Raw genomic sequence first — 21,895 nt, forward strand, 5'->3', positions numbered from 1 at the left:
TGTGGCCCAACGCGGCCTGATGCGTCGCCTTCCCGTCGTCATGCACAGCCGCAGATGTGGTCAGCTTTCCTAGAAGGTCTGCCCCATGGAGAAGCCGACCTGCGACGGTTGCAGATTATGTTTCTCGGCATCGAGGCCGTAGCCGTATTCCACCCGGATGAGACCCAACGGCGAGTACCAACGGATGCCCGCGCCGACGCTCTTGTAGAAGTCGAAATCGACATCGTAGTAATTGCGCCAGGAATTACCGGCGTCGAAGAAGACGACACCGAGCAGACCGTTGGATTTGCTGATGGGGAAGATGGTTTCAAAGTTGGTGAAGAACTCCGCCTTGCCGCCGATACGCTCATGGGTCCAGGGATCCTTGGGCGAGATCTTGTCGAGCTCGTAACCACGCACGTTGTTGATGCCGCCGAGGTAGAAGCGCTCGTAGACCGGGATGTCGCCGCCGGAGTTGGGGAACAGCACGCCAGCCTGACCGCGCCAGTGGAAGACGAGGTCAAGGGGCAACGGCTGGAAGAAGTTCGAGGTGAACATGGGCTTGACGAAGGCGTCGTCGCCGCCCACCGCGCCGCCGGCGTATTCCAGGGACAGGGTGTTCTTGGTGCCCTTGGTCGGCTTGGTGGCGCTGTCCACGGTGTCGCGGTCGACTTCGGCATAGACCGAACTCGACCAGTGCCAGCCGGCCGACTGCTGGATCACGCTCGAGGAGTTCCAGTTGAGATGGTAGATGTGGTAGTGGTCCAGGCGATAATCCCAGGACAGCACGGTGTATTCGCCAAGGGGATAGGCAAAGCGGAGCTTGCCGCCGGTGGTGGTCTTCTTGAAGTCGTCGTACGCGCGATAGACTTCGTAGACGTCCGCGCCCACGGCCAGGTTGGAGTCGTACAGCCGCGGGTTGGTGAACGACAGGATGCCCCGGCTGGACTTGCCGCTGAACATGCCCTGGAACTTGGCGTGGTAGCCCTTGCCGAAGAGGTTTTTCTCCTCGACCGAGCCGCCGAAGAACACGCTGTCCGAGGTGGAGTAACCGGCGCCGAGGCTGATCGAACCGGTGTTCTTGTCCTTGACCTTGACCTTGATGTCCACTTCGTTCGGATTGTCGGTGGGCACGGTCTCGATGTCGACCTTCTCGAAGTACTCGAGCTTGTCCAGGCGCTCGTTGGAACGACGCAGCTTGGAGCCGGAGAAGAGGTCGCCGTCGGCGAGCTTGACCTCGCGGCGGACCACGTTGTCGCGGGTCTTTTCGTTGCCCTCGATGGAAACGCGGCGCACATAGACCTTGCGGCCCTTGTTGACCACGTAGACGATGTCGATGATCTTGGTGTCGGCATGCTTTTGCATGTCCACGTCGGCTTCGGCGAAAGCGTAACCGTCGTCGGCGTAGAGCTCGGCCAGGGAGTTCAGGTCGTCGCGCACCACCGAGCGGTTGAAGTAATCACCCTTGGCCGAAAGCTCGTCGAGCTTGATGCGGTCCATGAGCTTGGGCTCGTCGTAGAGCAGGTCGCCGGAGAAGGACACCTTGCCGACTTTGTAGCGATCGCCCTCTTCCACCCGGAAGATGACGGTGATGCCGTCGTCGCCGTACACCACTTCGGGCTGGCCCACCTTGGCGTCAACGAAGCCACGGTTGGCATAGTAGGCTTCAAGGGCGGCGGCGTCGCGCTCAAGCATCTCTTCCTTGAGCACGCCCGATCCGGTGATCCAGGACCAGAAATGGCGGGTGGAGGTGGCCAGCTCGGCTTTCAGGTCGCTGGGATCGATCTGCTTGGCGCCCTCGATCTTGACTTCCTTGATGTAGAGCTTCTTGGGCTCCTTGATGATGATATTGAGGCGGGCCACCCGGGGATCGGTCTGTTCCAGCTCGTAGGTGACCTCGGTCTTGTAGTAGCCCTTCTTGCTGTAGAGCTCGCGGATCTTGCCCAGGTCGTCGGCCAGCACCTTGAGGTTGAGCACGCCGCCGGCCTTGGTGCTCATGACCTCCAGGATGTCGTCCTTTTTCACGTCGCCGTTGCCGGTGACGCCGATAGCCTGGATACGCGGTTTTTCCTTGACCACGAAGGTCAGCTTCTTGCCGCCCGGGACATTGTCCAGGCGCACCTGGACGTCATCGAAATAGCCCATGTCGAAGAGCTTTTTGATGTCCTCGTTGACGGCCTTGGGGTCGTAATTCTGGTTGACCTGGCTCTTGATCTTTAAAAGGACCACTTCCTTGTCGAGGATGGAGTTGCCTTCGACATCCACCTCGACAATGCGGTCCGTGGAGCCCACGGCCGAAACCTGGTTCTTGATCTTCTGGGCCAGATCGGCCGCGGCGGCATCGAGGCCCATGAGGTTCTTGGCCGTGGCGAAGACCGTGGCCGGCTCGCCGCCGGAGACCTTGGCCACGCGGGCGTCGAGGCTTATCGCCTCGCCCACCTTGGACATGCTGCCGTAGACCACATACTCGGCCTTGGCCGAGGCGGCCTGGCGCCGGGCGGCGGTCGCGTCGTTGGCCGGGGTCGTGCCCTCGGCCACGGCGGCGACGCCAGCGGCCTTGAGCTTGTCGATCAAAATACGGGGAAGGCTCTTTTGAACGGACTGCAGGGCGTCGGCCGCGTTGATCTCAAAGGGCAGCACCAGCACCTTTCCGGACTGGGCCAGGGCCTGCCCCACAGCCAACGCCACCAGGCAGGCCGCAAGGATGAGCCCCTTAAGACCGATACGTTTCATTGCTCGCATAGAGTTCTCCACCCTGCAGCTCCAGTCTCCGGCCCATGAGGGCGGCCAGGTTATGGTTGTGCGTGACCACAACCAATGTCATGCCAAGCTCGGCGTTTAGACGGGCGAGAACCTCGCCCACCTTGGCGCCTGTGGCTTCGTCCAGGTTGCCGGTGGGTTCGTCGGCCAGAAGAACGCCTGGCCGTAACAGGACAGCACGGGCGATGGCCGCCCTCTGTCTCTCTCCCCCGGAAAGCGTTGTTACCCTGTGTCCGGCCCTTTCATCAAGTCCCACGAGCGATAAAGATGCCTTGGCCCGGTCAAAAGCTTCGCGCCGCGCGATGCCTGCGATAAGCGCCGGCATGGCCACGTTCTCCAGTGTCGAAAATTCCGGAAGCAGATGATGAAATTGAAAGACAAAGCCGATTTCCCGGTTGCGCACGCGGGCCGCTTCCGCCGGCGTCAGCGCGGCCAGGTCCCGCCCGCGGAACCGGACCTCGCCGGAAGTGGGCCGATCCAGGGCCCCGAGCAGGTGCAGCAACGTGGACTTGCCCGAGCCCGACGCGCCGAGAATGGCCATGGAATCGCCGGCCGGGATGGTGAAATCCAGGTTTTTCAGGACCACGACCTCTTCGGCCGGTCCTTGATAGGCCTTTCGCACCCGGATCAGTTCGTACAGCGGGGCGGCATCAGTCATGGCGCAACGCCTCCGCCGGTTCCAGGCGCGCGGCCTGCCGGGCCGGATACAGGGTGGCCAAAAAACACAGGGCCAGGGCCGTGACGCCGATGACGGTCAGGTCCGGCCAGTCCAGGCGCACGGGCAGGTGGTCCATGGGATAGACGTCGCCCGGAATCTTGATGAACTGGTATTTTTCCAGGGCCAGGGCCACGCCAAGTCCCAGGATGTAGCCGAGCGCCGTGCCCACCACGCCGATGATCGTGCCCTGGAGCATGAAAATATTGCGGATGTTTTTCGCCGTGGCCCCCATGGACATGAGGATGGCGATGTCGCGGGTCTTTTCCATGACCAGCATGACGAGGGTCGTGATGATGGAAAACGAGCCCACCAGCACGATCATGACCAGGATCACGAACATGGCCGTCTTTTCCAGGTGCAACGCCTTGAAAAGATTGCCGTTCATGTCGATCCAGGTGCGCACGTAGACCGGCGGCCCGCCCATGGCGTCGCGCACCTTGCCCACAAGCTGCGTCACCGCGTCGACGTCGGCCACCTTGAGCTCCAGGCCCGTGGCGATGTCGCGCTTGAATCCCAAAAGCTCCTGGGCGGCGGGGATGGTGACGTAGGCCAGGGTCGAATCGTATTCGTACATGCCGGTCTTAAAAAGGCCCCGGATGGTGAAGGTCTTGACCTTGGGCGAAAATCCGGCCGCGCTTTCCTTGCCCGCCGGCGACATGAGATTGATGGTGTCGCCGATGGACAGGCCCAGGCGGTCGGCCAGTTCGCGCCCGACGATGATGCCCGGGAAAAGCCCCGGCGTATCGAGATCGGTCAGCTTGCCCGCCACCATCTCCTGGGGCAGGGCCAGCACCTTGCCGGCCGAGACCGGGTCCACCCCGCGCAGCACCACGCCCTTGACCCCGCGCGGGCTCGACAGCATGACCTCGGTGTAGACGAAGGGCGTGGCCCCGAGCACCCCGGGCACGGCCTCGACCTTCTTCATGTCGTCGCGATAATGGTGCAAGGCCCCGCCGGCCACGGCCGCGACCATGTGGGCGTTGATGCCGAGGATCTTGTCGCGAAGCTCCGAGGAGAAGCCGTTCATCACCCCGACCACGACGATCAGGGACGCCACCCCGAGCCCCACCCCGAGGATGGAAATGAGCGAGATGACGGAGATGAAGGCCTGCTTCTGGCGGGCCAAAAGGTAGCGTTTGGCGATGAAGTATTCGAAACTCATGAACCCGGCGCGCCCTCGGGCCGCAGCAACGGAAACAGGATCACCTCACGGATGGAGGCCTGGTCGGTGAGCAGCATGACGAGCCTGTCGATGCCGATGCCCTCTCCGGCCGCCGGCGGCATGCCGTACTCCAGCGCCCGCACGTAATCGTCGTCCATGCGGTGGGCCTCGTCGTCGCCGGCTTCCTTTTCGCGGACCTGCTCCTCGAAACGCAGACGCTGGTCCACGGGATCGTTGAGCTCGGAAAAGGCGTTGGCCATCTCGCGGCCGGCAATGAACAGCTCGAAGCGGTCGGTGATGGTCGGGTCTTCGGTGTTGCGGCGCGACAACGGCGAGATTTCCGTGGGATAATGATAGATGAAATGGGGCTCGATGAGCTTGGGCTCGACGAAGATGTCGAAGAGCTTGGCCTGGACCTTGCCCAGCTTTTCGCCCTTGAGCACCTTCTCGCCGCTCTTTTCCACCAGCGCCTTGGCCGCGTCGAAGTCGTTATAGACCGCCGGATCGATGCCGCCGATGGTGGCCAGGGACTCGTGGAAAGGCACCCTGGCCCAGCCCGGGCCGAGGTGGATGGTCTGGCCCTGGTACTCCACGGCGTCGCTGCCGGTCACGGAACGGGCGAGGTGGCCGAAGAGCCGCTCGGTCAGGTCCATGAGGTCGTTGTACCGGGCAAAGGCCCAGTAGAACTCGCACATGGTGAATTCCGGGTTGTGGCGGGTGGAGATGCCTTCGTTGCGGAAGTTGCGCCCCACCTCGTAGACCTTCTCGAAGCCGCCGACGAGCAGCCGCTTGAGGTAGAGCTCCGGGGCGATGCGCATGTAAAGGCTCATGTCGAGCGCATTGTGGTGCGTGATAAAGGGCTTGGCCGTGGCGCCGCCGGGGATGGCCTGCATCATGGGGGTTTCCACCTCCATGAAGCCGGCGGTATCCAGGAAGGCGCGCAGTTCGCGCACGATCTTGGTGCGGGCCTTGAAGATCTCCACCGCCTTGGGCGTGACGATCAGGTCCACATAGCGCTGCCGGTAGCGCGTTTCCACGTCCTTGAGGCCATGGTACTTCTCGGGCAGCGGCCGCATGGACTTGGTGAGGAGCTTGACCTCGGCGGCATGCACGGTCAGTTCGCCGGTCTTGGTGCGAAACAGCTTGCCCGCGACGCCGACGATGTCGCCGATGTCGAACTTCTTGAAGGTGGAATAGGCGTCCGTGCCCAGGGTGTCGCGCTCGGCAAAGACCTGCAACCGGCCGGACGAGTCCTGGAGGGTGAAAAAAGCCACCTTGCCGAAGGAACGCAGGGCCACGATGCGCCCGGCCAGACGAAACGTCCGGTCCAGGGCCGCGAGCCCGGCCTCGTCGAGGGGCTCGTGGGTGGTGGCCACGACGCCGATCTCGTCGCCCTTCTCGAAGTCGTTGGGGTATAGCGGCACATCCGCATCAAGCAGCTGTACGGCCTTGGAGATGCGGTTTTTGAAGACCTCGTTCAGTTCATCGCGGGCGTCGAGGCTTTCGAGGAGTGGCCGGAAGTCTTCCACCCGCTTGGACTTGACCGGGAGCTTGTATTCTTTCTTGCGTGGCGCGTCAGTGCCCACGGGATTCTCCGTTGCTTAAGGGCGTTTCCCCGCCTATTTGGCGGGCAAGCGCATTTAGCTACGAGAAATGCGTGACGCCGTCAAGAACGGACCCCGCCCGGTCTTTGCCCGGATGGCGCAAAAAAATCTTGACGCGGGCCGCCGATCGTAATAGCTAGCTTCCTCGCTTCGCTGTTCCCCGGTAGCTCAATTGGCAGAGCGGGTGGCTGTTAACCACTAGGTTGGCGGTTCGAGTCCGTCCCGGGGAGCCAGAATATCCAGGGCGTCGGCCAAATCGGCTGGCGCCCTTTTCTTTGGCGGGTCATTTCCTCCCCACCTTCTCCCCATTTTTTGAATTATACAGGGTGCCTGCCGGGCTACACAGCCAGCAGTCGCCTGGGGTCGATCTTCAGGGCCTCGGCCAGAAGCCGGGCATTCTTCTTCCCAATGGGCCGGCGTCCGTTCTCCATCTCGGAAATATGGCGGCGCGGAATGCCGGTTGCCTCGGCAAGGGCGACCTGGGTCAGACCTTCCCGATAGCGCGCCCCGGCAAGGAAGACGCCGGGCAATTCCTCGTCCTTAAAGGGCAGCACTTCCCGCCAGGGCCTGGACGGGGTTTCCTTGGCCTCAAAGCCAAGCCCCCGCAGGCAGTCCACCGCTTCCTGGCGCTTGGACGCCGGGCCAGTAAAACAAAGCTCCACGGCATCAGTAAGGGGCTTTTTCGTGTGTGCCTGCATAAACAACCTCGATGACCTTGATTTGCCCGGCCACGTCCTCCCATACGGCGACGTAGGTCGGTTTTCCCTTCTTCAGGTGGCAATGATGCCGGTTGCCGGGCAGCCGTGAATAGTTCGGCCAGTCGCCGCGCACAGGACCGCCGGCCTCGATGTCCGCGATCAGGAGCGCCAGGGCTTTTTGAACCTGGAGCGGGAGGCGCATGACCCGCTTTTCGGTCTTGGCCGCGATGTTGACTTTCCAGCCCATGGCTTCCCCTTGGGGAGATATGTACTAATTTTTAGTACAGAGTCAAGACGTCGAACGTTTGCGGCCATGACGACCGCCCGGCATTCCCGGGGGCCAAACAATAACCGCGAGCCGACGCGGACGACATGTGAAGCCCCGAATCCTCAGCCCTTGGTCCCGCGCAGCACCCGGGAGCCGTTGGGGCCGATAAAATCGAGCAGGCCGATATCCGTCAGCCCCGCCTCGGCCATCATGTCCCGGATCTCACCCACGGCATAGGACTGGCCGCGTTCCGTGAGCACCAGCATGTTGAGCGCGAAAAGCGCGGCGAATTCCGGCCCGTCGCCTTCGTCGTCGAGCATGAACTCGTGGATGAGGACCAGCCCGCCGGGCTCGAGGGCGGCGACGGTCTTTTTGAGGATCGTCAGGCAGCCCGCCCGGTCCTCGGCATGGAAAATCTGGGACAGCCAGGCCGCGTCGTAGCCGCCGGGGATGGGATCACGCAGGTAATCGCCGGGCACGAAATCCACCCGGTCGGCCACGCCGAAGCGCCGGCGCACCCCGTCGGCGAAGGCTTGCGACGTGGGCAGGTCAAATACCGACGCCCGCAGCCCGGGATGGGCCAGGCAGAAATGCACGGCATAGGTTCCCGGCCCGCCGCCCACGTCCACCAGCCGCTTGCGGCCGGACAGGTCGAGGGAGGCGGCAAGCCCCGGCGCGATGGCCATGGCCAGGTTGAACATGCCCATGAGGAAATCCTCGCGGTCGCCGGCCGTCTGGGCCGCATCCATGGGCCGCTCTTGCGGCCCGCCGGTGCGGATGGACTCGGGCAGCCCGGCCCAGGCGGCCATGATCCGATGGTGGTGGCGGATGATCGAGCCGACGTAGCGCGGGGAGCGCTTGTCCAAAAACGTCCTGGCCTGCGCCGTCTGCCGGTAGCGGCCGCCGTCCCCGACGAGAAGCCCCATGGCGGCCAGGGCCTTGACGAGCATGCCCATGGCGCGCGGATCGCAGGCGCAGGCGGCGGCGATCTCGGCCGGGGTCAGGGCCGCGTCGCCGATGGTCGAAAACACGTCGAGCATGGCCCCGGCGTGCAGGGCGCTGGTTTTCCAGTAGGCGTCGGAAAGCGCGAGCAGGGAAGCGGGACTGTCCGTATCGGGCATGGCGCACCTCGGGCGTTTCGGGTGGAACTTCGGGGCCTCCCAGGGAGAAGGCCGGACCCATGTCCATTTCCTAGGGCATCCGGCCAAAAGCGGCAACAGCGCCGGCGTTTCTTCGCCTTTCACCCTTGAAAGAATCCATCCAAACTGTAACTCGCCTTTCCCCCCGTTTCTTCCTACACGGACACTGAACTTCCCCGCGCCCACCCGGCGCACCCACCCTAAAACCTGTTGCGTAGCGTATGAAAAACTTATTTTTCAAGCGTGTTACAGTCATCGACTGGCTCTATGGCCTGACCCTCCTCACGACCGTGACCGCCAGCGGCACGGCGGCCTGCGCCGTGTTGCGGGACCAGGAGTTCCTGGCCGCCTTTCTCGAAAGCGACCTGCTCGTGCTGTACGGCGACCTGGGTCTGGCCCTGGCCCCGGCAACGGCCTTGCTTCTGGCCTGGCGCGTGTGGCTGGCCAGTCGCTACCGCGCCTTCCCGCCCGCCCCGGACGCGGCCCTGCCCACGGTCCGCATCGTCATTCCCGCCTACAACGAAGGGGCGCAGGTCCTGGCCACCATCCGCTCGGTCATGGCCAGCGACTACCCGCACGGTAAGATGCGGGTCATCGGCGTGGATGACGGCTCCCGCGACGACACCTGGCAGTGGATGGAACGGGCGGCGGCGGAATTTCCGGACCGGGTGCGGCTCGTGCGCCTGGCGCGAAACGGCGGCAAGCGCCACGCCTTGCTCACGGGCTTTGCCGACGCCACCGAGGAGGCCTTCGTCACCATCGATTCGGACTCGGAGATAAAGCCCGACACCCTGCGCCACCTGCTCTCCCCCCTGGCCGCCTCGCCGACCGTCGGCGCAGTGGCCGGCAACGTCCGCGTGCTCAACCTTGCGACCTGCGGCCCCATCCCCAAGATGCTGGAAGTGTCCTTCACCCTGTCCTTCGATTTCCTGCGGCGCGGCCAGAGCGTCTACGGCGGGGTGTTATGCACGCCCGGAGCATTGGCCGCCTACCGGGCCTCGGTGCTGGCCCCGGAGCTTGCCGCCTGGGCCGGGCAGACGTTTCTCGGCCAGCCGGCCAACATCGGCGAGGACCGGGCCCTGTCCAACATCGTGCTGGCCAAGGGCTTCCGGGTCGTCTACCAGCACGAGGCCGTGGTCTTCACCACGCTGCCCGAAAAATACCGGGGGCTTTGCCGGATGCTTTTGCGCTGGGCCCGCAGCAACGTGCGCGAGAGCCTGGTCATGGCGCGCTATCTCTACCGGCCGCTTGGCCGCAGTGACGCCGGCACGGGCTGGCTGCGTCTGGCCGGCACGGTGGAGCTTGTCTTCCTGCCGCTGACTGAAGCGTTCAAGGTCGCGCTTTTGTTGCGCTTCCTGCTCTCCCCCCTGGCCATGGCCCAGGCCGCCGCAGCCAGTTGCGCCCTGGCGGCGGTCGTTCCGGGCATCGTCTACCATCGGCGGCGGCCCGGGATATTCGGCTGGCAGTGGGCGCTTTGCTACACCTTCTTCTGGCTCTTCGGCCTGTCCTGGATTTCCCTGTGGGGGCTTTGCAGCGCCGGCTGTTCCGGCTGGCTCACCCGCCGGCTGCCGCAGACGCCCCAAACGGGACTCACTGCCCTGAAAGAGCATCGGGAAGCCGCCTAAGCGCGTCCCAGGCCGGCAGGCCACACAAAACGGCGCAGGACCGGGCCGGCGCATCCCGGTCCCGCGCCGGCCGTCGTTCGTTGGCGGCCAGCGCCTGCGCATGCGTAGTTCCGAGACCGGATTTTACATTGCTTTTCCGTCTGTCCCTTCCGTACCTGCAGGCTGTCATCCCGCAGAAACAGACGTCATGCGACGGCGACGACTCTATGATTCCCGGTACGGCATTGTTCCTGAAACACCGACTGGGCAGTCAGTCGACTGTATGTGTTACATATTGCAACACCACAGACAATGCGTACGTGAAAATTTTCTCTATTTCCGCTTGCCATCCAGAAGTGGTGGGGCTACCGATGAGGCAAGTCCCGCTGCAAGAGAAAAACAACTGGCCGCAGCCAGTCAGGCGACAAAGGGATGGCCCGTACAAGGGAGCGCCCAAAGCGGGAAGCCGGGGTTGGGGAATTTCGGCAGGCCTTGGAAAACCGGCAACGCGACAACGAACGCCCCTCGCGTCACGTTTGAGGATTGGGGATACGCCTTTCGACGCATGCTTGATCTGTGACCCGGACGTCATGACCGGCCACCGGCCTCTTGCCACGAAGCGACAAGAACCGCGCCAGCCTGTCCAGGCCGCGCCACGCGAGATCACCGGACGCAAACCCGGTGGACGACGGCAGCCGCCCGCCGGCTACTTGGGGGAAGTCCCCCGGGAGTCGGACATGAGCATGAACGATTTAGCCATCATTGCCGGCGCGATCGTGGTTTTGGCCCTGATCGGATTCGTTTTCTACAAGCGGATCATCAAGAATTGACCGCCAGACCCGGTGTCCGCCCAAGCGTTTGGGCGGACACCGGCAGCCCTCGCGCGCGCAGGCGTTTGGCGCGGCAGCCTTTCGCCGCACATCCCTTTTTCAGGAATAGACGGACCCGTCGAAACGGTCGTTGAGCCCAAGGGCCAGCCGTTTGGCCGTGATGTGGTCGCTGATGGCTTCGGCCACCCGGACCGGATCGGGCCCCGCAAGCGTCCCCGTCCCGGAGATGGCCGGCAAGCCGGCCCGGGACAGTTCGGCGACAAGCCCGCCGGCCGTCGGGCCATGGCCGGCCGCAAGTTCCCGTGGCGACAGGTCCGCCGCGAGGCTGGTGGCCGCGGGCAGATCGGCGATTTCCACGCCAAGCGCCGCCGCCAGGGCGGCGAAAAAGGCCAGCAACCGCGCGCCATCCTGGTCCCCGTCCACGGGCAGCACCGGGGAAATGCCGAGATGATCGCAAAAATCCGCCAGCCCCGAGCCGGCCTCCGCGACGCCGGCCGGCGTGAGCAGCCCGGCCTGTCCCATGGCGCTTACCGCGCCGCCCGTGGCGAGCACCAGAATATCCTGCCGGATGAGTTCCCGGGCCAGCCCGGCCGCGACACCGCCATGCCCGCCTTCGGGCACGGCGTCATCGACGATGCCGACCAGCCCGCGCACCATGCCGATGGAAAGCGCCTTGCCGAGCATGTCCGGCATGCCGCCGCCGACCATGGTCGCGGCCTCGTTTGGAAAAACGGTTTGTTGTTCCATGCCCATGCCGTCCTCCGGTATGTTGCCGCCAGCCGAAGCAGCGCGGCCGATTGATGCAAGCGGGTCAAAATTTACTTTTTTGTTGAAATCGTGTCTGTCAGACAGCTGACAAATGACCCGGCGCGCCGCAAAAGGCGTCTGCCGGCAACGGCCGGCGCGACAAAAAGGCACGCCGTGCAAGGCGGCCGGGACAGGCCGGGCAACGGTTCATCCACGCGGGAATCAGGCCTCGGCCAGGGCTTGCAGGGCCGTGATGTCCGGCACGCAGATCACGCCCCGGGTCCGCAGCTCGATGACGCCGTCGCGCTCGAGGCCGTTTAAAAGCGACGACACGGTCTGGCGCGAGGAGCCCACGATGGTGGCCAGCTGTTCGATGCTGAGCCCATGGGCGAAGCAGTGCGCGGGGTCGTCGCCGGCCGAAACCTGCCCGGCCTCGTGGAGCAGCAGATGGATCAGCCGGCGGCGCACGTCGTGAAAGGCCAGGCCGTCGATGACCGAAAAGGCATGGGAGAGCAGGTCGCCGAGCACCTTGACCATGGCCGTGGTCAGGGCCGGCATGGAGGTAAAGAACCGGCGCACGGCGGCCACGTCGGCCTCCAGCAGTTCGAGATCGTCCAGGGCCTCGACATGGGCGCGCGTGTGGGTGGTGTAGACGTCGCCGACGTCGAGGATGGCCATGGTGAATTCCTTGTCCTTGTAGGCCAGGTAGACCCTGGCCCGGCCCTTGGCCACGATGAAGAGGCTGTTCTGGGCTTCGCGCGGGGAAAAGACCTGCCGCCCCTTGGCGTAGCGGCGGCTGACGAAGGCCCCTCGCGCGGCGGCGAATTCGGGCTTGTCCAGTTCGGCCAGCAGGTCGGCGTCGGTCAGGCGCATGGGGTATCCCCGGTCGGGCGCAAGGAAGGTGGCGGCTGGCGGCCCGGGACCCGGCGTCCGGGACCGCGCAATAGAGCATAGCCGAGATCGCCGAAAGGGAAAAGGCGCTTACGGCCGGGGACAGGCCGGCCCCCTACTTGGCCGGCGGGCCCAGGTGGGTGAGGAATGCCGTGAAATTGCCCGTGTACTCGTAGGTGCCCACATGGGTGAACACGCTGTGCACGTCGGCGTAAATCTCGCCGCCGATGTCCGTCCAGCGTTTGCAAAAGGCGTAATCCTCGGGAAGGTAATCCCGCGTCGCCGGGTCGATGGCCGTCTCGAAATAGGCCACGTTGTTCACGTGGTCGTCGTTGGTGTAGGCGTAATCGTAGGCCAGCTCCGGATAAGCCTCGGCCAGACGCGTGAACACCTCGCGCTTTATCAGCATGAACCCCGTGGCCCCGTACTCCACGGGCAAAAGCCCGGTCCCGGGCTCGGGACGCCCGCCGGACTTGAGCTTCACCGCATAATGCAGCGACGCCGCCTGGGCCACCCGCATCAGCACATTGCCCTCGATGGTGCGCAGCTTCTCCACATCCAGGTGCTTGACCGGATAAATGCCGCACACCACGTCCTTGTCCGCTTCCAGATACTTCCAGGGCAGCTCCGGGGAAAAGCCGATGTCCGCGTCGATGAAAAGCAGGTGCGTGAATTCCTCCTGGCGCATAAACTCATTGGCCACCAGATTGCGCGCCCGGGTGATGAGACTCTCGTGGGACGGGGTGAGCATGCCCGTGCGCACGCCCTGGCGCTCGAGAAACCCCACGGCGGGAACGACCGAGCGCAGATAGTTGACCGTCACGTTGCCGTTGTAGCACGGCGTGCCGATCATCAGCATGCGTTCCCCGGTTGTGGCAGGCTCGGCCATGAACACCTCCGATGGTATCGGGGGCTGCGCCGCGCGCAACCCCGTATTTTCGCCCGGTTATCCGGTCCAGCGCCGGCGAAGTCAAGACGCGGCCCCGCTTTTACACCCGGCCCGGCCTGGGCTATAGACCCCCATGGCCCTGCCGCGCGACATCCCCTGCGAATCCATCATGGAATCCCTGGCCGACGGCGTCTTCACCGTGGACACGGATTTCACCATCACCTTTTTCAACCGGGCCGCCGGCAGGATCGCCGGCATCCCCCCGGCCGAGGCGCTGGGGCGCAAATGCTGGGAGGTTTTCCACTCGAGCCTTTGCGACGGAGCCTGCGCCCTGGGCCAATGCATCAAGGCCGACACGACCCTCTCCGACCAGTCGATCTTCATCGTGCGCCCGGACGGCACGAAAGTCTGGGTCAGCATCAGCGCCGCGCCCCTTCGCGACGCCACCGGCCGCATCGTCGGCGGGGTGGAAACCTTCCGCGACATTTCCGACCTGACCAGGCTGCGCAAGGAACTCGAAGGCGTGCGCACCCTGGAGGACATCGTCACCAAAAACCGGGAGATGGCCCGGCACCTCGACCTGCTCCCCCGCTTCGCCCAAAGCGGCACCACCGCCCTGCTCCTCGGCGAATCCGGCACCGGCAAGGAACTCTTCGCCCGGGCCCTGCACAACCTCTCCGACCGGAAAAACGGCCCCTTCATCGCCGTCAACTGCGGGGCCATCCCCGGCGAACTGCTCGAATCCGAACTCTTCGGCCACGCCCAAGGCGCCTTCACCGACGCCAAGACCGCCCGCAAAGGCCGCTTCGCCCTGGCCACCGGCGGCACGCTCTTCCTCGACGAAGTGGGCGAAATGCCCCCGCCGCTCCAGGTCAAACTCCTGCGCGTGCTCCAGGAACGCGTCTACGAGCCCCTCGGTTCGGATACCACGCTGCCCGCCGACGCGCGCATCGTCGCCGCCACCAACCGCGACCTCGAAGCCATGGCCCGGGAAGGCACCTTTCGCCGTGACCTCTTCTACCGCCTGGGCGTGGCCCGCATCGTCCTGCCGCCCTTGCGCGAACGCCCCGAAGACATCCCCCTGCTCGTCGCCACCTTCATCGAACGCCTCAACCTGCGCCAGGAAAAAGCCGTCTGCGGCCTGACCGATGCCGCCATGCGCATCCTCCTGCGCCACGACTACCCCGGCAACGTCCGGGAACTGCAAAATATCCTGGAATACGCCTTCATCCTCTGCTCCCACGGCCGCATCGGCCCCGAACACCTGCCCGATTACCTGCGCCCCGCCCCCAGCCACCCCCAACACGCCCCGGACGCCGCCCCCCGCACCATGCGCGCCATCAAATACCAGGCCGCCAAACACGCCCTGGCCCGCCACGACGACAAACGCATGGAAGCCTGCCGGGAACTCGGCATCACCAAGGACACGCTGCGGCGGATACTGAGCCAGGGCGAGGGGGAGGGGGAACAGGTATGAGGGCCTCCGGCGGCCAGGGGGACCTTTTTTGAAAAAAAGGTCCCCCTGGACCCCTCCAAAAAACTTTTACCGGGTATGTGTCGTGCCTGGGGATGGGGCTTTGGGGGCGGGAGACCGGATGTTTGTCGCCAGCGGCGAAGCGCCGCATTAAAAAACACAAATAAGAGTCTTCCATGTCGCCCCCTTGGGGCGACCGGCGTGGTGGCGACGGAATTTGCCTGGGACGAGCCTGCCGCGAAGCGGCGGCACCGTCCCGACAAATTCCGCCGCCATCTTCTCCACTCTCCGTCCTCCCGCCAGCCAACCCACCCTCCGCCCAGCCAAAGCACACCGGATGGGGGGTCCGGGGGGCCCACGGCCTCCCGGCGGGGCCTGGGGCAGCGCCCCAGCCAACGCTAGCTCGCTTAAACGACAGGCAGGCTGACGGTGACGATCGTGCCGGCGTCGGGGGTGGATTCCATGGCGATTTCGCCGTGCTGGCTGCGGGTCATGAGGCGCGCGGAGTAGGTGCCGAGCCCGTTGCCGCCGTTTTTGCCGCTGGTGGCGTATTTCTCGAAGAAGACGGGGATGAAGTCTTCGGGCACGGGTGTCGGGTTTTGGATGGTGAGGACGGCGCGACCGTCCTTTTCGGCAAGGCTGATCGTCACCACGTGACCGGATATTTCGGCTTCGATGGCGTTTTTGAGGAGATTGGCGACGATATTCTGGCACAGCAAGGCGTTGCCGGTAATGAAGAGTTCTTTTGGCGACTGGAGGGCCACGCCGACGCCCTTGGCCTTGGCCATGGACTCGAGCATGGACACGACGCCGGCGACGATACGGGCCAGGTCGATACGCTGGGCCTGCAGGACGTAGGTTCCCATCTCCATCCTATAGAGGTCCAGGGACAGCTCGATCTGCTCGAGCATGGCATGGCCGGACTGCTCAATTTCACGCAGCAGCTCGCGTTGATCGTCGGTGACCGGCCCGACCGTGCCGATGATTTCCGGCAGATTGACGATGCTGTTGAGCGGCGCCTTGAGGTCGTGGCGCATGATGCGCTCCACGTCTTCGCGCACGTTTTCCAGCTCCTTGCGGGCCGAAATGTCGTCGAAGGTCCAGATGGAACCCGAGGCAGGGTTGGCGACATCGACGCGACGCCCGTGCACGGCGCACCAAAACGACCGGCCGGTCTTGTCGTGGAAGCGCTCTTCGAAGTGCACCTCCTTTCCGGCGGCGACCAGGGCCAGTTGTTCCCGGCGAAAGGTCCGCAGGCGGCCGACGCTTTCATGGACCTCGGCCAGGGGTTTGCCGGCCATCACCTCGGTGGCTATGCCGAAAAGTTCGGCAAAGCGGCGGTTGACGCGCACCACCATGTCGTCCGGGCCGAGGTGGACGATGCCCACGGACGAGGCGTTGAAGATGGCCTCGAATTCGCCCATGAGCTGGCGTAGGCGTTCCTTGCTCTTGCGCTGGGGGGTGATGTCCTCCTTGACGACCACGAAATGGCTGATTTCGCCTTTCTCGTCGCGCACGGGCGATATGGAGGAGTCTTCCCAGTAGAGTTCGCCGTTTTTCTTGCGGTTGCAGAATTCGCCGCGCCAAACCTTGCCGGCCAAGAGGGTGTCCCACAGGTCCCGGTAAAACGCGTCGGGATGCACACCGCTTTTCAGCATCCTGGGATTTTGTCCCTTTGCCTCCTCCGGGGTGTAGCCGGTCAGGATGGAGAAGTGGGGATTGACGTATTCGATGGTTCCTTCGAGGTCGGTAATGGCGATGGAAGCCGGCGATTGTTCCACGGCCGCCCACAACAGGCGCAACGTGGCGTCCTTTTTGCGTTCCTCGGTGATGTCCTCGACGGAGGCGATGACGGGGGTGGGCGAGACGCCGGCCTCGACCGGGCTGAAGATGGCCCGAAGGTACAGGCTGCGTCCGCCGAGAACCGACGAATAGGGGCCTTCGGCCCGGGCCAGTTCGCCGGCCAGGGCCCGGGTCAGGGCTTCCTGGAAGAAAAAGGGCAGCAGCGGAACAAGGTTGATCCCGATGATCTTGTCCGCCGTGATGCCCAGGATCTCGAGGTGTCGCTTGTTGCAGCTGACCACGGTGCCGGTGGCGTCGAAAAAGACCTGGCCAAGGGGAGAGCTCTCGAAAATGACGCGCAGTTGCCGTTCCTGGTCGGCCAGGGCGGTTTCGGCCTGTTTGCGCTTGGTGATGTCCGTGCAAAAGCCTTCGAGGTGGGCGATCGCCCCGGATTTGTCGCACACGGCCCGGATGTTGAGCGAGACCCAGATGCTGTCGCCGTAGCGCGTCAGACGGCGGGTTTCGTAATTGGAGAGTTGGCCGCAGCTTTTCAGCGCATCGAGCAGAGCGCCACGTTCGCCGGAATCGAAGTAGACCTGGTCCCGGATGTTGGCCACTTCGGCCAGCATGGCCTCGGGATCGGGGTAGCCGTACATCCGGGCCAGATAACCGTTGGCCTTGAGATAGCGCCCGTCGGGGGTGGAGGTGAAAATGCCCATGGGCGCGTTTTCGTAGAGCTGGCGCAGGGCCTCCTCGCTTTGGCGCATGGCCTGCTCCGCCCGCAGCCGGTCGCTGATGTCGCGGATGTAGCCGCCCACCCCCGCTTTTCCCTCGTCCAGGGGCACGGGGAACTTCCTGGCCTCAAAGGTGCGATCGCCCAGGATCTCGAGCATGGTCACGATCTCACGGCCATCCCGGGCGGCGACGTCGGATTCATGGCAGCGGGCGGCGAGTTCGGGGGGCATCAGGTCGAAGTCGGTGCGGCCGATCACTTCCTCGGGAGTCTTGCCCATGAAATCGGCCAGTCTTTTGTTGAGGACCAGATGGCGCAAATCGGCGTCCTTCAAAAAGGCCATGTCGCTTGTGGCTTCGATAAAGGCGCGATAGCGGCCCTCGCCGCGCCTCAGCGCCTCGTTGGCCGCCACGAGTTCGCGCGTGCGCACGGCCACGGTGCGTTCCAGACCGGTCTTGGCCGCGTCCAGGGCGACGGTGGCCGCTCCGACGGCCCGGGCCAGCCGGGCCGGCCAGGACAGAAAGCCGAAAAAGGCCCCTCCCAGCGCCAGCCAGGCGATAGCCGCCCCCGTGACCAGGGGCACGGAGGGCCGCAGGGATTTCCAGCCGCCGTCCGGGACGGCGGCAAGCTGCCACCTGCCGCCGGGAACGGCCATATCCACGGTGACGGGGTCGTCCGCGAAGATGGCCCGGTCGCCATGGACCATCGGGACCACGGCGGCCCCGGTGCCGGCCAGACGGATGCCCAGCCGTATTTTGCCGGCGCGTTCGTGCTCCACGTCGTGAAAAAACGCATCCGCGTCGATGGTGATGGTGGCCACCCCCCACAGGCGGCCGGACACGCGTGGACCGCCCGGCAGAAAAACGGGTGCCCGGGCGATGATGCCGCGCCCGCCCTGCAGCAGCGTCACCGGTCCGTCGAGGGACGTCCGGCCGGCCTCCAGGGTGCGCTCCAGGGCCTGGCGCTGGGAGGACGGCAGGTCCCGACGCAGCGACAGCCCCAGGATTCCGGCATTGCCGGCTTGCGGGTACACGTGGCTGACCACGGCGTCGCGGGCGAGCTGGAGGGAGCGGATGCCGGGCACGCCGTCCGCGAGTCCCGCAGCGAACACGGTGAACTGTTGTTCCGTGAGGTCGGGATTGCCGGTGGCGAAGGCGGCGATGGCCCGCAGAAAAGCGAGCCTTGCGGTCAGGGCCGATTGCAGGGCCAGACGCACGTCGCCGAGATGGGCCAGGGCGTTGGCCCGGATCTCCTCGACAAACCGGGCATCTTCGCTGCGCCACAAGAGCCAGGCCGCCGGCAGGACCAGGGCCGCCGCCAACGCCAGCGCCAAAACAAGCAGTTTGAACCGTTGCGCCAGGCCGTTGCCCATGCGCCGCATCCCCGGAAAAAGTCGAAAGCGGGCCGCCCGCGCATGGCCCGCCAAGCGGCAGGCGACCGCGCCCACAATGGACGCATCCCGCCGATTCCACTCGTTCTATAGCGCTTGGGGGGGCGAGGCAAGCCTCCCCTTGACTTCATTGGGCAGCCCGCCCACAGTTTCTTTGCATTTTTTGACGTTCACGCCCCGCAACACCTTCCATGAGGTCGCGAAATGACGACAACCAGCCTCCGTCCAGCGGACAGCGTCTCGGTCACGGTCCTTATCGACAACTCCCTGGATCATTTTCTGCTCGACTCGGGCGAGGCCATGCAACGCCCGCTCCTGTCCTGGACCGACAATCCTGTGGCGGAACACGGCCTGTCGCTGTGCGTCGCCTTCGAGGGTTCCGGCGAGCGCCATACGGTGCTGCTGGATACGGGACTCAGTGCAAGGACCTTGCTGCGCAACATGGACGCCCTCGGCGTTTCCCCGGACAGCGTCGAGGCCGTCATCCTCAGCCACGGCCACATGGACCATACCGGCGGCCTGCTGGAACTCCTGGCCAGGCGCAAGGCGGGCTGCGACCTCATTTCGCATCCCGGGGCCTATTGCCGCCGGCGGCTCAACATTCCCGGCAAGGGGCCGCAGCCGGAGCTGCCGTCGCTTGACGCCACGGAACTTCGGGCGGCCGGCGCGAACATCGTCACCGAGGCCGGACCCGCAACCTGGTTTTCGGACATGCTGCTGACCCTTGGCGAGGTCGAACGCACCACGGATTTCGAAAAGGGCTTTCCCATGGCCGAGATCGAAACCGACGGCGCCTGGGGACCCGACCCCTTCCTCGACGACCAGGCCATCGTATTTTACGTGCGGGACAAGGGGCTCGTGGTCATAAGCGGCTGCGCCCATGCCGGCATCGTCAACACCGTGCGCTATGCCCGGAAAGTGACGGGCGTGGACAAGGTCCATGCCGTCATGGGGGGCTTCCATCTGACCGGGCCGGCCTTTGCGGCCGTGGTCGGGCCGACGGCGGCGGCGCTTGAGGAATTCGGCGCGCGTTACATCATCCCCATGCACTGCACGGGGTTTAGCGCCACGACCGCCATGGCCCAGGCCCTGCCGGAGGAGTTTCTTTTAAGCAGCGTGGGCACGCGCTTCACCTTCGGCGCCGCCAACAAGGAAACGCGGTAGAAACCGCCCCGTAAAAAACTTCGCAACGCGGCGGGCGCGGGGGAGGAGAACCTTTTTTACCGGGTTTTCCCAGCCGCGCCCGCCCTGCCTGCCCCTTCCGTTAAAACACCACCACCTGTTTGCCGACCATGCGTCCCGAGCACTGGGCGATATGCGCCTTGGCGAAAACGGCCGGGTCCAGGCCGTGCCGGGTTTTGCCCAGGGTCGGCCGCACGACGCCGGAATCCAGAAGCGCCGCCACCCGGGCCAGAATCCCGCCTTGCCGGGCCATGTCCGCGGTCTTGTACATGGACCGGCAGAACATGAATTCCCAGTGGATGCTGGCGCAGCGCGACTTGAACACCGTGATGTCGAGGGGACCCGACGGATCGTCGATCAGGCACACCGCGCCCTGGGGCGCGATCATGGCGGCCATGGCCCGCCAGTGGGTCTCCACGTGGGTGGTGCAAAAAATGACGCCCACGTCGCTGATGCCGGCCGCGCGCAGGGCGGCGGGCATGTCCTTGGTGTGGTCGAGCACCAGATGCGCGCCCAGCTCCCGGCACCAGGCGGCGGATTCCGGCCGCGAGGCCGTGGCGATCACCCGCGCCCCGGCCCAGGCGGCGAGCTGGATGGCGATGGACCCCACCCCGCCGGCCCCGCCGACAACAAGCACCTCGCGCCCGGCATTGACCCCGGCGGCATCGGTCAGCCCCAGACGGTCGAAAAGGGCCTCGTAGGCGGTGAGGCTGGTCAGCGGCATGGCGGCCGCCGCCGCGTCGTCCAGGGTCTGCGGGGCCCTCGCCGCGATGCGCGCGTCCACCAGGTGCAGCGCGGCGTCGCAGCCCGGCCGGGTGACGTCACCGGCATAATAGACACGGTCGCCCGGCGCGAAGCCGGTCGCCGCCTCGCCAACCGCCGCCACCGTTCCCACGGCGTCGTAGCCGAGGATATGCTCTTCGCCCGGGGCCATGCGCTCATGCACCTTGGCGTCCACGGGGTTGACGGAAACCGCCGCCACCCGCACGAGCAGATCCCAGGGCCCGGGAACCGGGTCCGGGACCTCGGCCAGAAAAAACGCTCCCGACGCCTCGGCCGACAGGCCGCCCTTGGCCATCACTGCCTGCATGGATACCTCCTTGTCCCCTTTGGGGAGACCGTATCAGTGGAGTGCCCCGAACCCGGACCAAACACAAGGCATGCCTCTGGCTGCGACAGGCAGGCGCAGGGAACCGGGACACGGCGGCAGAAGCCGACACGACGCGGGCGAAGACCAGGAGGACCAGAAGGATGCCTGCGCCGGGCGTAAAAAAAGGAGCCCCGACACCTCAGGGCTCCTTGCAGCATACGGCCGCGCGCCGCATTGCGCGTTTCTTAATAGAGGAGCGCCTGCAGCGCCATCATGAATGTCTCAAACTCGCCCAAGGTGATGGCGTCCTGCACCTGCAGGGGCAAGCCGGCCGTACTGGTGGTGGCCGGATTGCCGAAATTGAAATTCGCGCCAATCGCGGCGGAATCGCCCCATACCATGGCAATGCCCTGGGCCTGCGCAACGTTTTGGGCCACGCCAGCCACCACACCAGGCGCCGCGCCCCCCGCAGCCCCGGTCTGGGCCGCCGCCGTTGAAACTGTTGTTAAAAGTAAAGCAAAAACAAAAATCATTCCCAGCGCTAACGGCTTCATCTTGTTTGACATAGCATCCCCCTTTGTAAAAACATTAATAATGACAATGAATACTACTATACACAAAATATGACACCACACGACAGTCCTTGCAAGGGAAAAATAGAAAAACGCAGGGAAGTGTGGCCGAAAATGCGGGGCAGCCGGTACACGCCGCGCAAAAAATCCTGGGCAAAGGGCCTGTTGCACGCAATCCTGGCCACGGCGGCCGGGACAACAGGCTTCGAAGAGACGTCGATGGTAATTGTAGGGCCCCAATGGCACGATGCGGCGCACGCTGCAGCCTGGAGAAGACCTTGGAGAACTCTGCGCCGGGGGAAACCTTGCCTTACGAAAGGTTTCCCCCCGGCCCCCTTTCTCAAGACTTTCAACGGTGACGGATGGTTATCCGAACGACATTT

General features: G+C 64.8%; 17 protein-coding genes and 1 tRNA gene. 5 read left to right on the top strand and 13 right to left on the bottom strand.

The window, feature by feature from the left end:
- Positions 1 to 69: 69 nt before the first annotated feature.
- Genes bamA through lysS form a run of 4 tightly spaced genes read right to left on the bottom strand, consistent with a single transcriptional unit; the run spans position 70 to position 6,205 of the window.
- On the bottom strand, positions 70 to 2,721 hold the full coding sequence (gene bamA / locus K9F62_03775) for an outer membrane protein assembly factor BamA (protein ID UJX41832.1): 2,652 nt from the start codon (positions 2,719 to 2,721) through the stop codon (positions 70 to 72).
- Positions 2,693 to 3,397, bottom strand: a complete 705-nt coding sequence (locus K9F62_03780) for an ABC transporter ATP-binding protein (protein UJX41833.1) — start codon at positions 3,395 to 3,397, stop codon at positions 2,693 to 2,695. The genes bamA and K9F62_03780 overlap by 29 nt, the downstream gene beginning before the upstream one ends.
- Entirely contained in the window at positions 3,390 to 4,619 is a 1,230-nt protein-coding gene (locus K9F62_03785) for a lipoprotein-releasing ABC transporter permease subunit (protein ID UJX41834.1), read from the bottom strand. The genes K9F62_03780 and K9F62_03785 overlap by 8 nt, the downstream gene beginning before the upstream one ends.
- A complete protein-coding gene (gene lysS, locus K9F62_03790) occupies positions 4,616 to 6,205 on the bottom strand; it encodes a lysine--tRNA ligase (protein ID UJX41835.1) in 1,590 nt (529 codons plus the stop codon). Before lysS ends, K9F62_03785 begins: the two co-directional genes overlap by 4 nt.
- 175 nt (positions 6,206 to 6,380) lie before the next feature.
- Between lysS and K9F62_03795 the strand changes: the two genes are divergently transcribed.
- Positions 6,381 to 6,456, top strand: a tRNA-Asn gene (locus K9F62_03795).
- Between the two features lie 105 nt (positions 6,457 to 6,561).
- Here K9F62_03795 and K9F62_03800 read toward each other — a convergent pair.
- From K9F62_03800 to K9F62_03810, 3 genes are all read right to left on the bottom strand, one after another.
- Positions 6,562 to 6,921, bottom strand: a complete 360-nt coding sequence (locus K9F62_03800) for a helix-turn-helix domain-containing protein (GenBank protein UJX41836.1) — start codon at positions 6,919 to 6,921, stop codon at positions 6,562 to 6,564.
- Positions 6,890 to 7,168, bottom strand: a complete 279-nt coding sequence (locus K9F62_03805) for a cytotoxic translational repressor of toxin-antitoxin stability system (protein ID UJX41837.1) — start codon at positions 7,166 to 7,168, stop codon at positions 6,890 to 6,892. The genes K9F62_03800 and K9F62_03805 overlap by 32 nt, the downstream gene beginning before the upstream one ends.
- Before the next feature lie 143 nt (positions 7,169 to 7,311).
- Entirely contained in the window at positions 7,312 to 8,310 is a 999-nt protein-coding gene (locus K9F62_03810) for an SAM-dependent methyltransferase (GenBank protein UJX41838.1), read from the bottom strand.
- Positions 8,311 to 8,549: 239 nt separating this feature from the next.
- Between K9F62_03810 and K9F62_03815 the strand changes: the two genes are divergently transcribed.
- Both K9F62_03815 and K9F62_03820 read left to right on the top strand, forming a co-directional pair.
- A complete protein-coding gene (locus K9F62_03815; protein ID UJX41839.1) occupies positions 8,550 to 9,953 on the top strand; it encodes a glycosyltransferase family 2 protein in 1,404 nt (467 codons plus the stop codon).
- Between the two features lie 716 nt (positions 9,954 to 10,669).
- Positions 10,670 to 10,762, top strand: coding sequence for an LPXTG cell wall anchor domain-containing protein (locus K9F62_03820; GenBank protein UJX41840.1), 93 nt, complete (start codon positions 10,670 to 10,672; stop codon positions 10,760 to 10,762).
- A gap of 99 nt (positions 10,763 to 10,861) precedes the next feature.
- Here K9F62_03820 and K9F62_03825 read toward each other — a convergent pair whose 3' ends face one another.
- The 3 genes from K9F62_03825 to K9F62_03835 form a co-directional block, all read right to left on the bottom strand.
- Positions 10,862 to 11,509, bottom strand: a complete 648-nt coding sequence (locus tag K9F62_03825) for a hypothetical protein (protein ID UJX41841.1) — start codon at positions 11,507 to 11,509, stop codon at positions 10,862 to 10,864.
- Positions 11,510 to 11,731: 222 nt separating this feature from the next.
- A complete protein-coding gene (locus K9F62_03830; protein UJX41842.1) occupies positions 11,732 to 12,382 on the bottom strand; it encodes a Crp/Fnr family transcriptional regulator in 651 nt (216 codons plus the stop codon).
- A 133-nt stretch (positions 12,383 to 12,515) separates the two neighbouring features.
- Positions 12,516 to 13,289, bottom strand: coding sequence for a hypothetical protein (locus tag K9F62_03835; GenBank protein ID UJX41843.1), 774 nt, complete (start codon positions 13,287 to 13,289; stop codon positions 12,516 to 12,518).
- A gap of 133 nt (positions 13,290 to 13,422) precedes the next feature.
- Here K9F62_03835 and K9F62_03840 point away from each other — a divergent pair, with 133 nt between their 5' ends.
- On the top strand, positions 13,423 to 14,766 hold the full coding sequence (locus K9F62_03840; protein UJX41844.1) for a sigma 54-interacting transcriptional regulator: 1,344 nt from the start codon (positions 13,423 to 13,425) through the stop codon (positions 14,764 to 14,766).
- 404 nt (positions 14,767 to 15,170) lie between these two features.
- Here the strand turns inward: K9F62_03840 and K9F62_03845 are convergent, their stop codons facing one another.
- Positions 15,171 to 18,650: a PAS domain S-box protein gene (locus K9F62_03845; GenBank protein UJX41845.1), complete on the bottom strand. Its 3,480-nt coding sequence runs from the start codon at positions 18,648 to 18,650 to the stop codon at positions 15,171 to 15,173.
- A gap of 222 nt (positions 18,651 to 18,872) precedes the next feature.
- Here K9F62_03845 and K9F62_03850 point away from each other — a divergent pair, with 222 nt between their 5' ends.
- A complete protein-coding gene (locus tag K9F62_03850; GenBank protein ID UJX41846.1) occupies positions 18,873 to 19,832 on the top strand; it encodes an MBL fold metallo-hydrolase in 960 nt (319 codons plus the stop codon).
- 100 nt (positions 19,833 to 19,932) lie between these two features.
- Here the strand turns inward: K9F62_03850 and K9F62_03855 are convergent, their stop codons facing one another.
- Positions 19,933 to 20,940, bottom strand: coding sequence for a zinc-binding alcohol dehydrogenase family protein (locus K9F62_03855; GenBank protein UJX41847.1), 1,008 nt, complete (start codon positions 20,938 to 20,940; stop codon positions 19,933 to 19,935).
- 245 nt (positions 20,941 to 21,185) lie between these two features.
- Positions 21,186 to 21,506 (bottom strand): hypothetical protein, encoded by a 321-nt coding sequence (locus tag K9F62_03860; GenBank protein UJX41848.1) that lies wholly within the window; start codon positions 21,504 to 21,506, stop codon positions 21,186 to 21,188.
- Positions 21,507 to 21,895: the final 389 nt, after the last annotated feature.

The sequence above is a fragment of the Desulfovibrio sp. JY genome (assembly GCA_021730285.1).
In the GTDB taxonomy this organism is placed as follows: Bacteria; Desulfobacterota; Desulfovibrionia; order Desulfovibrionales; family Desulfovibrionaceae; genus Solidesulfovibrio.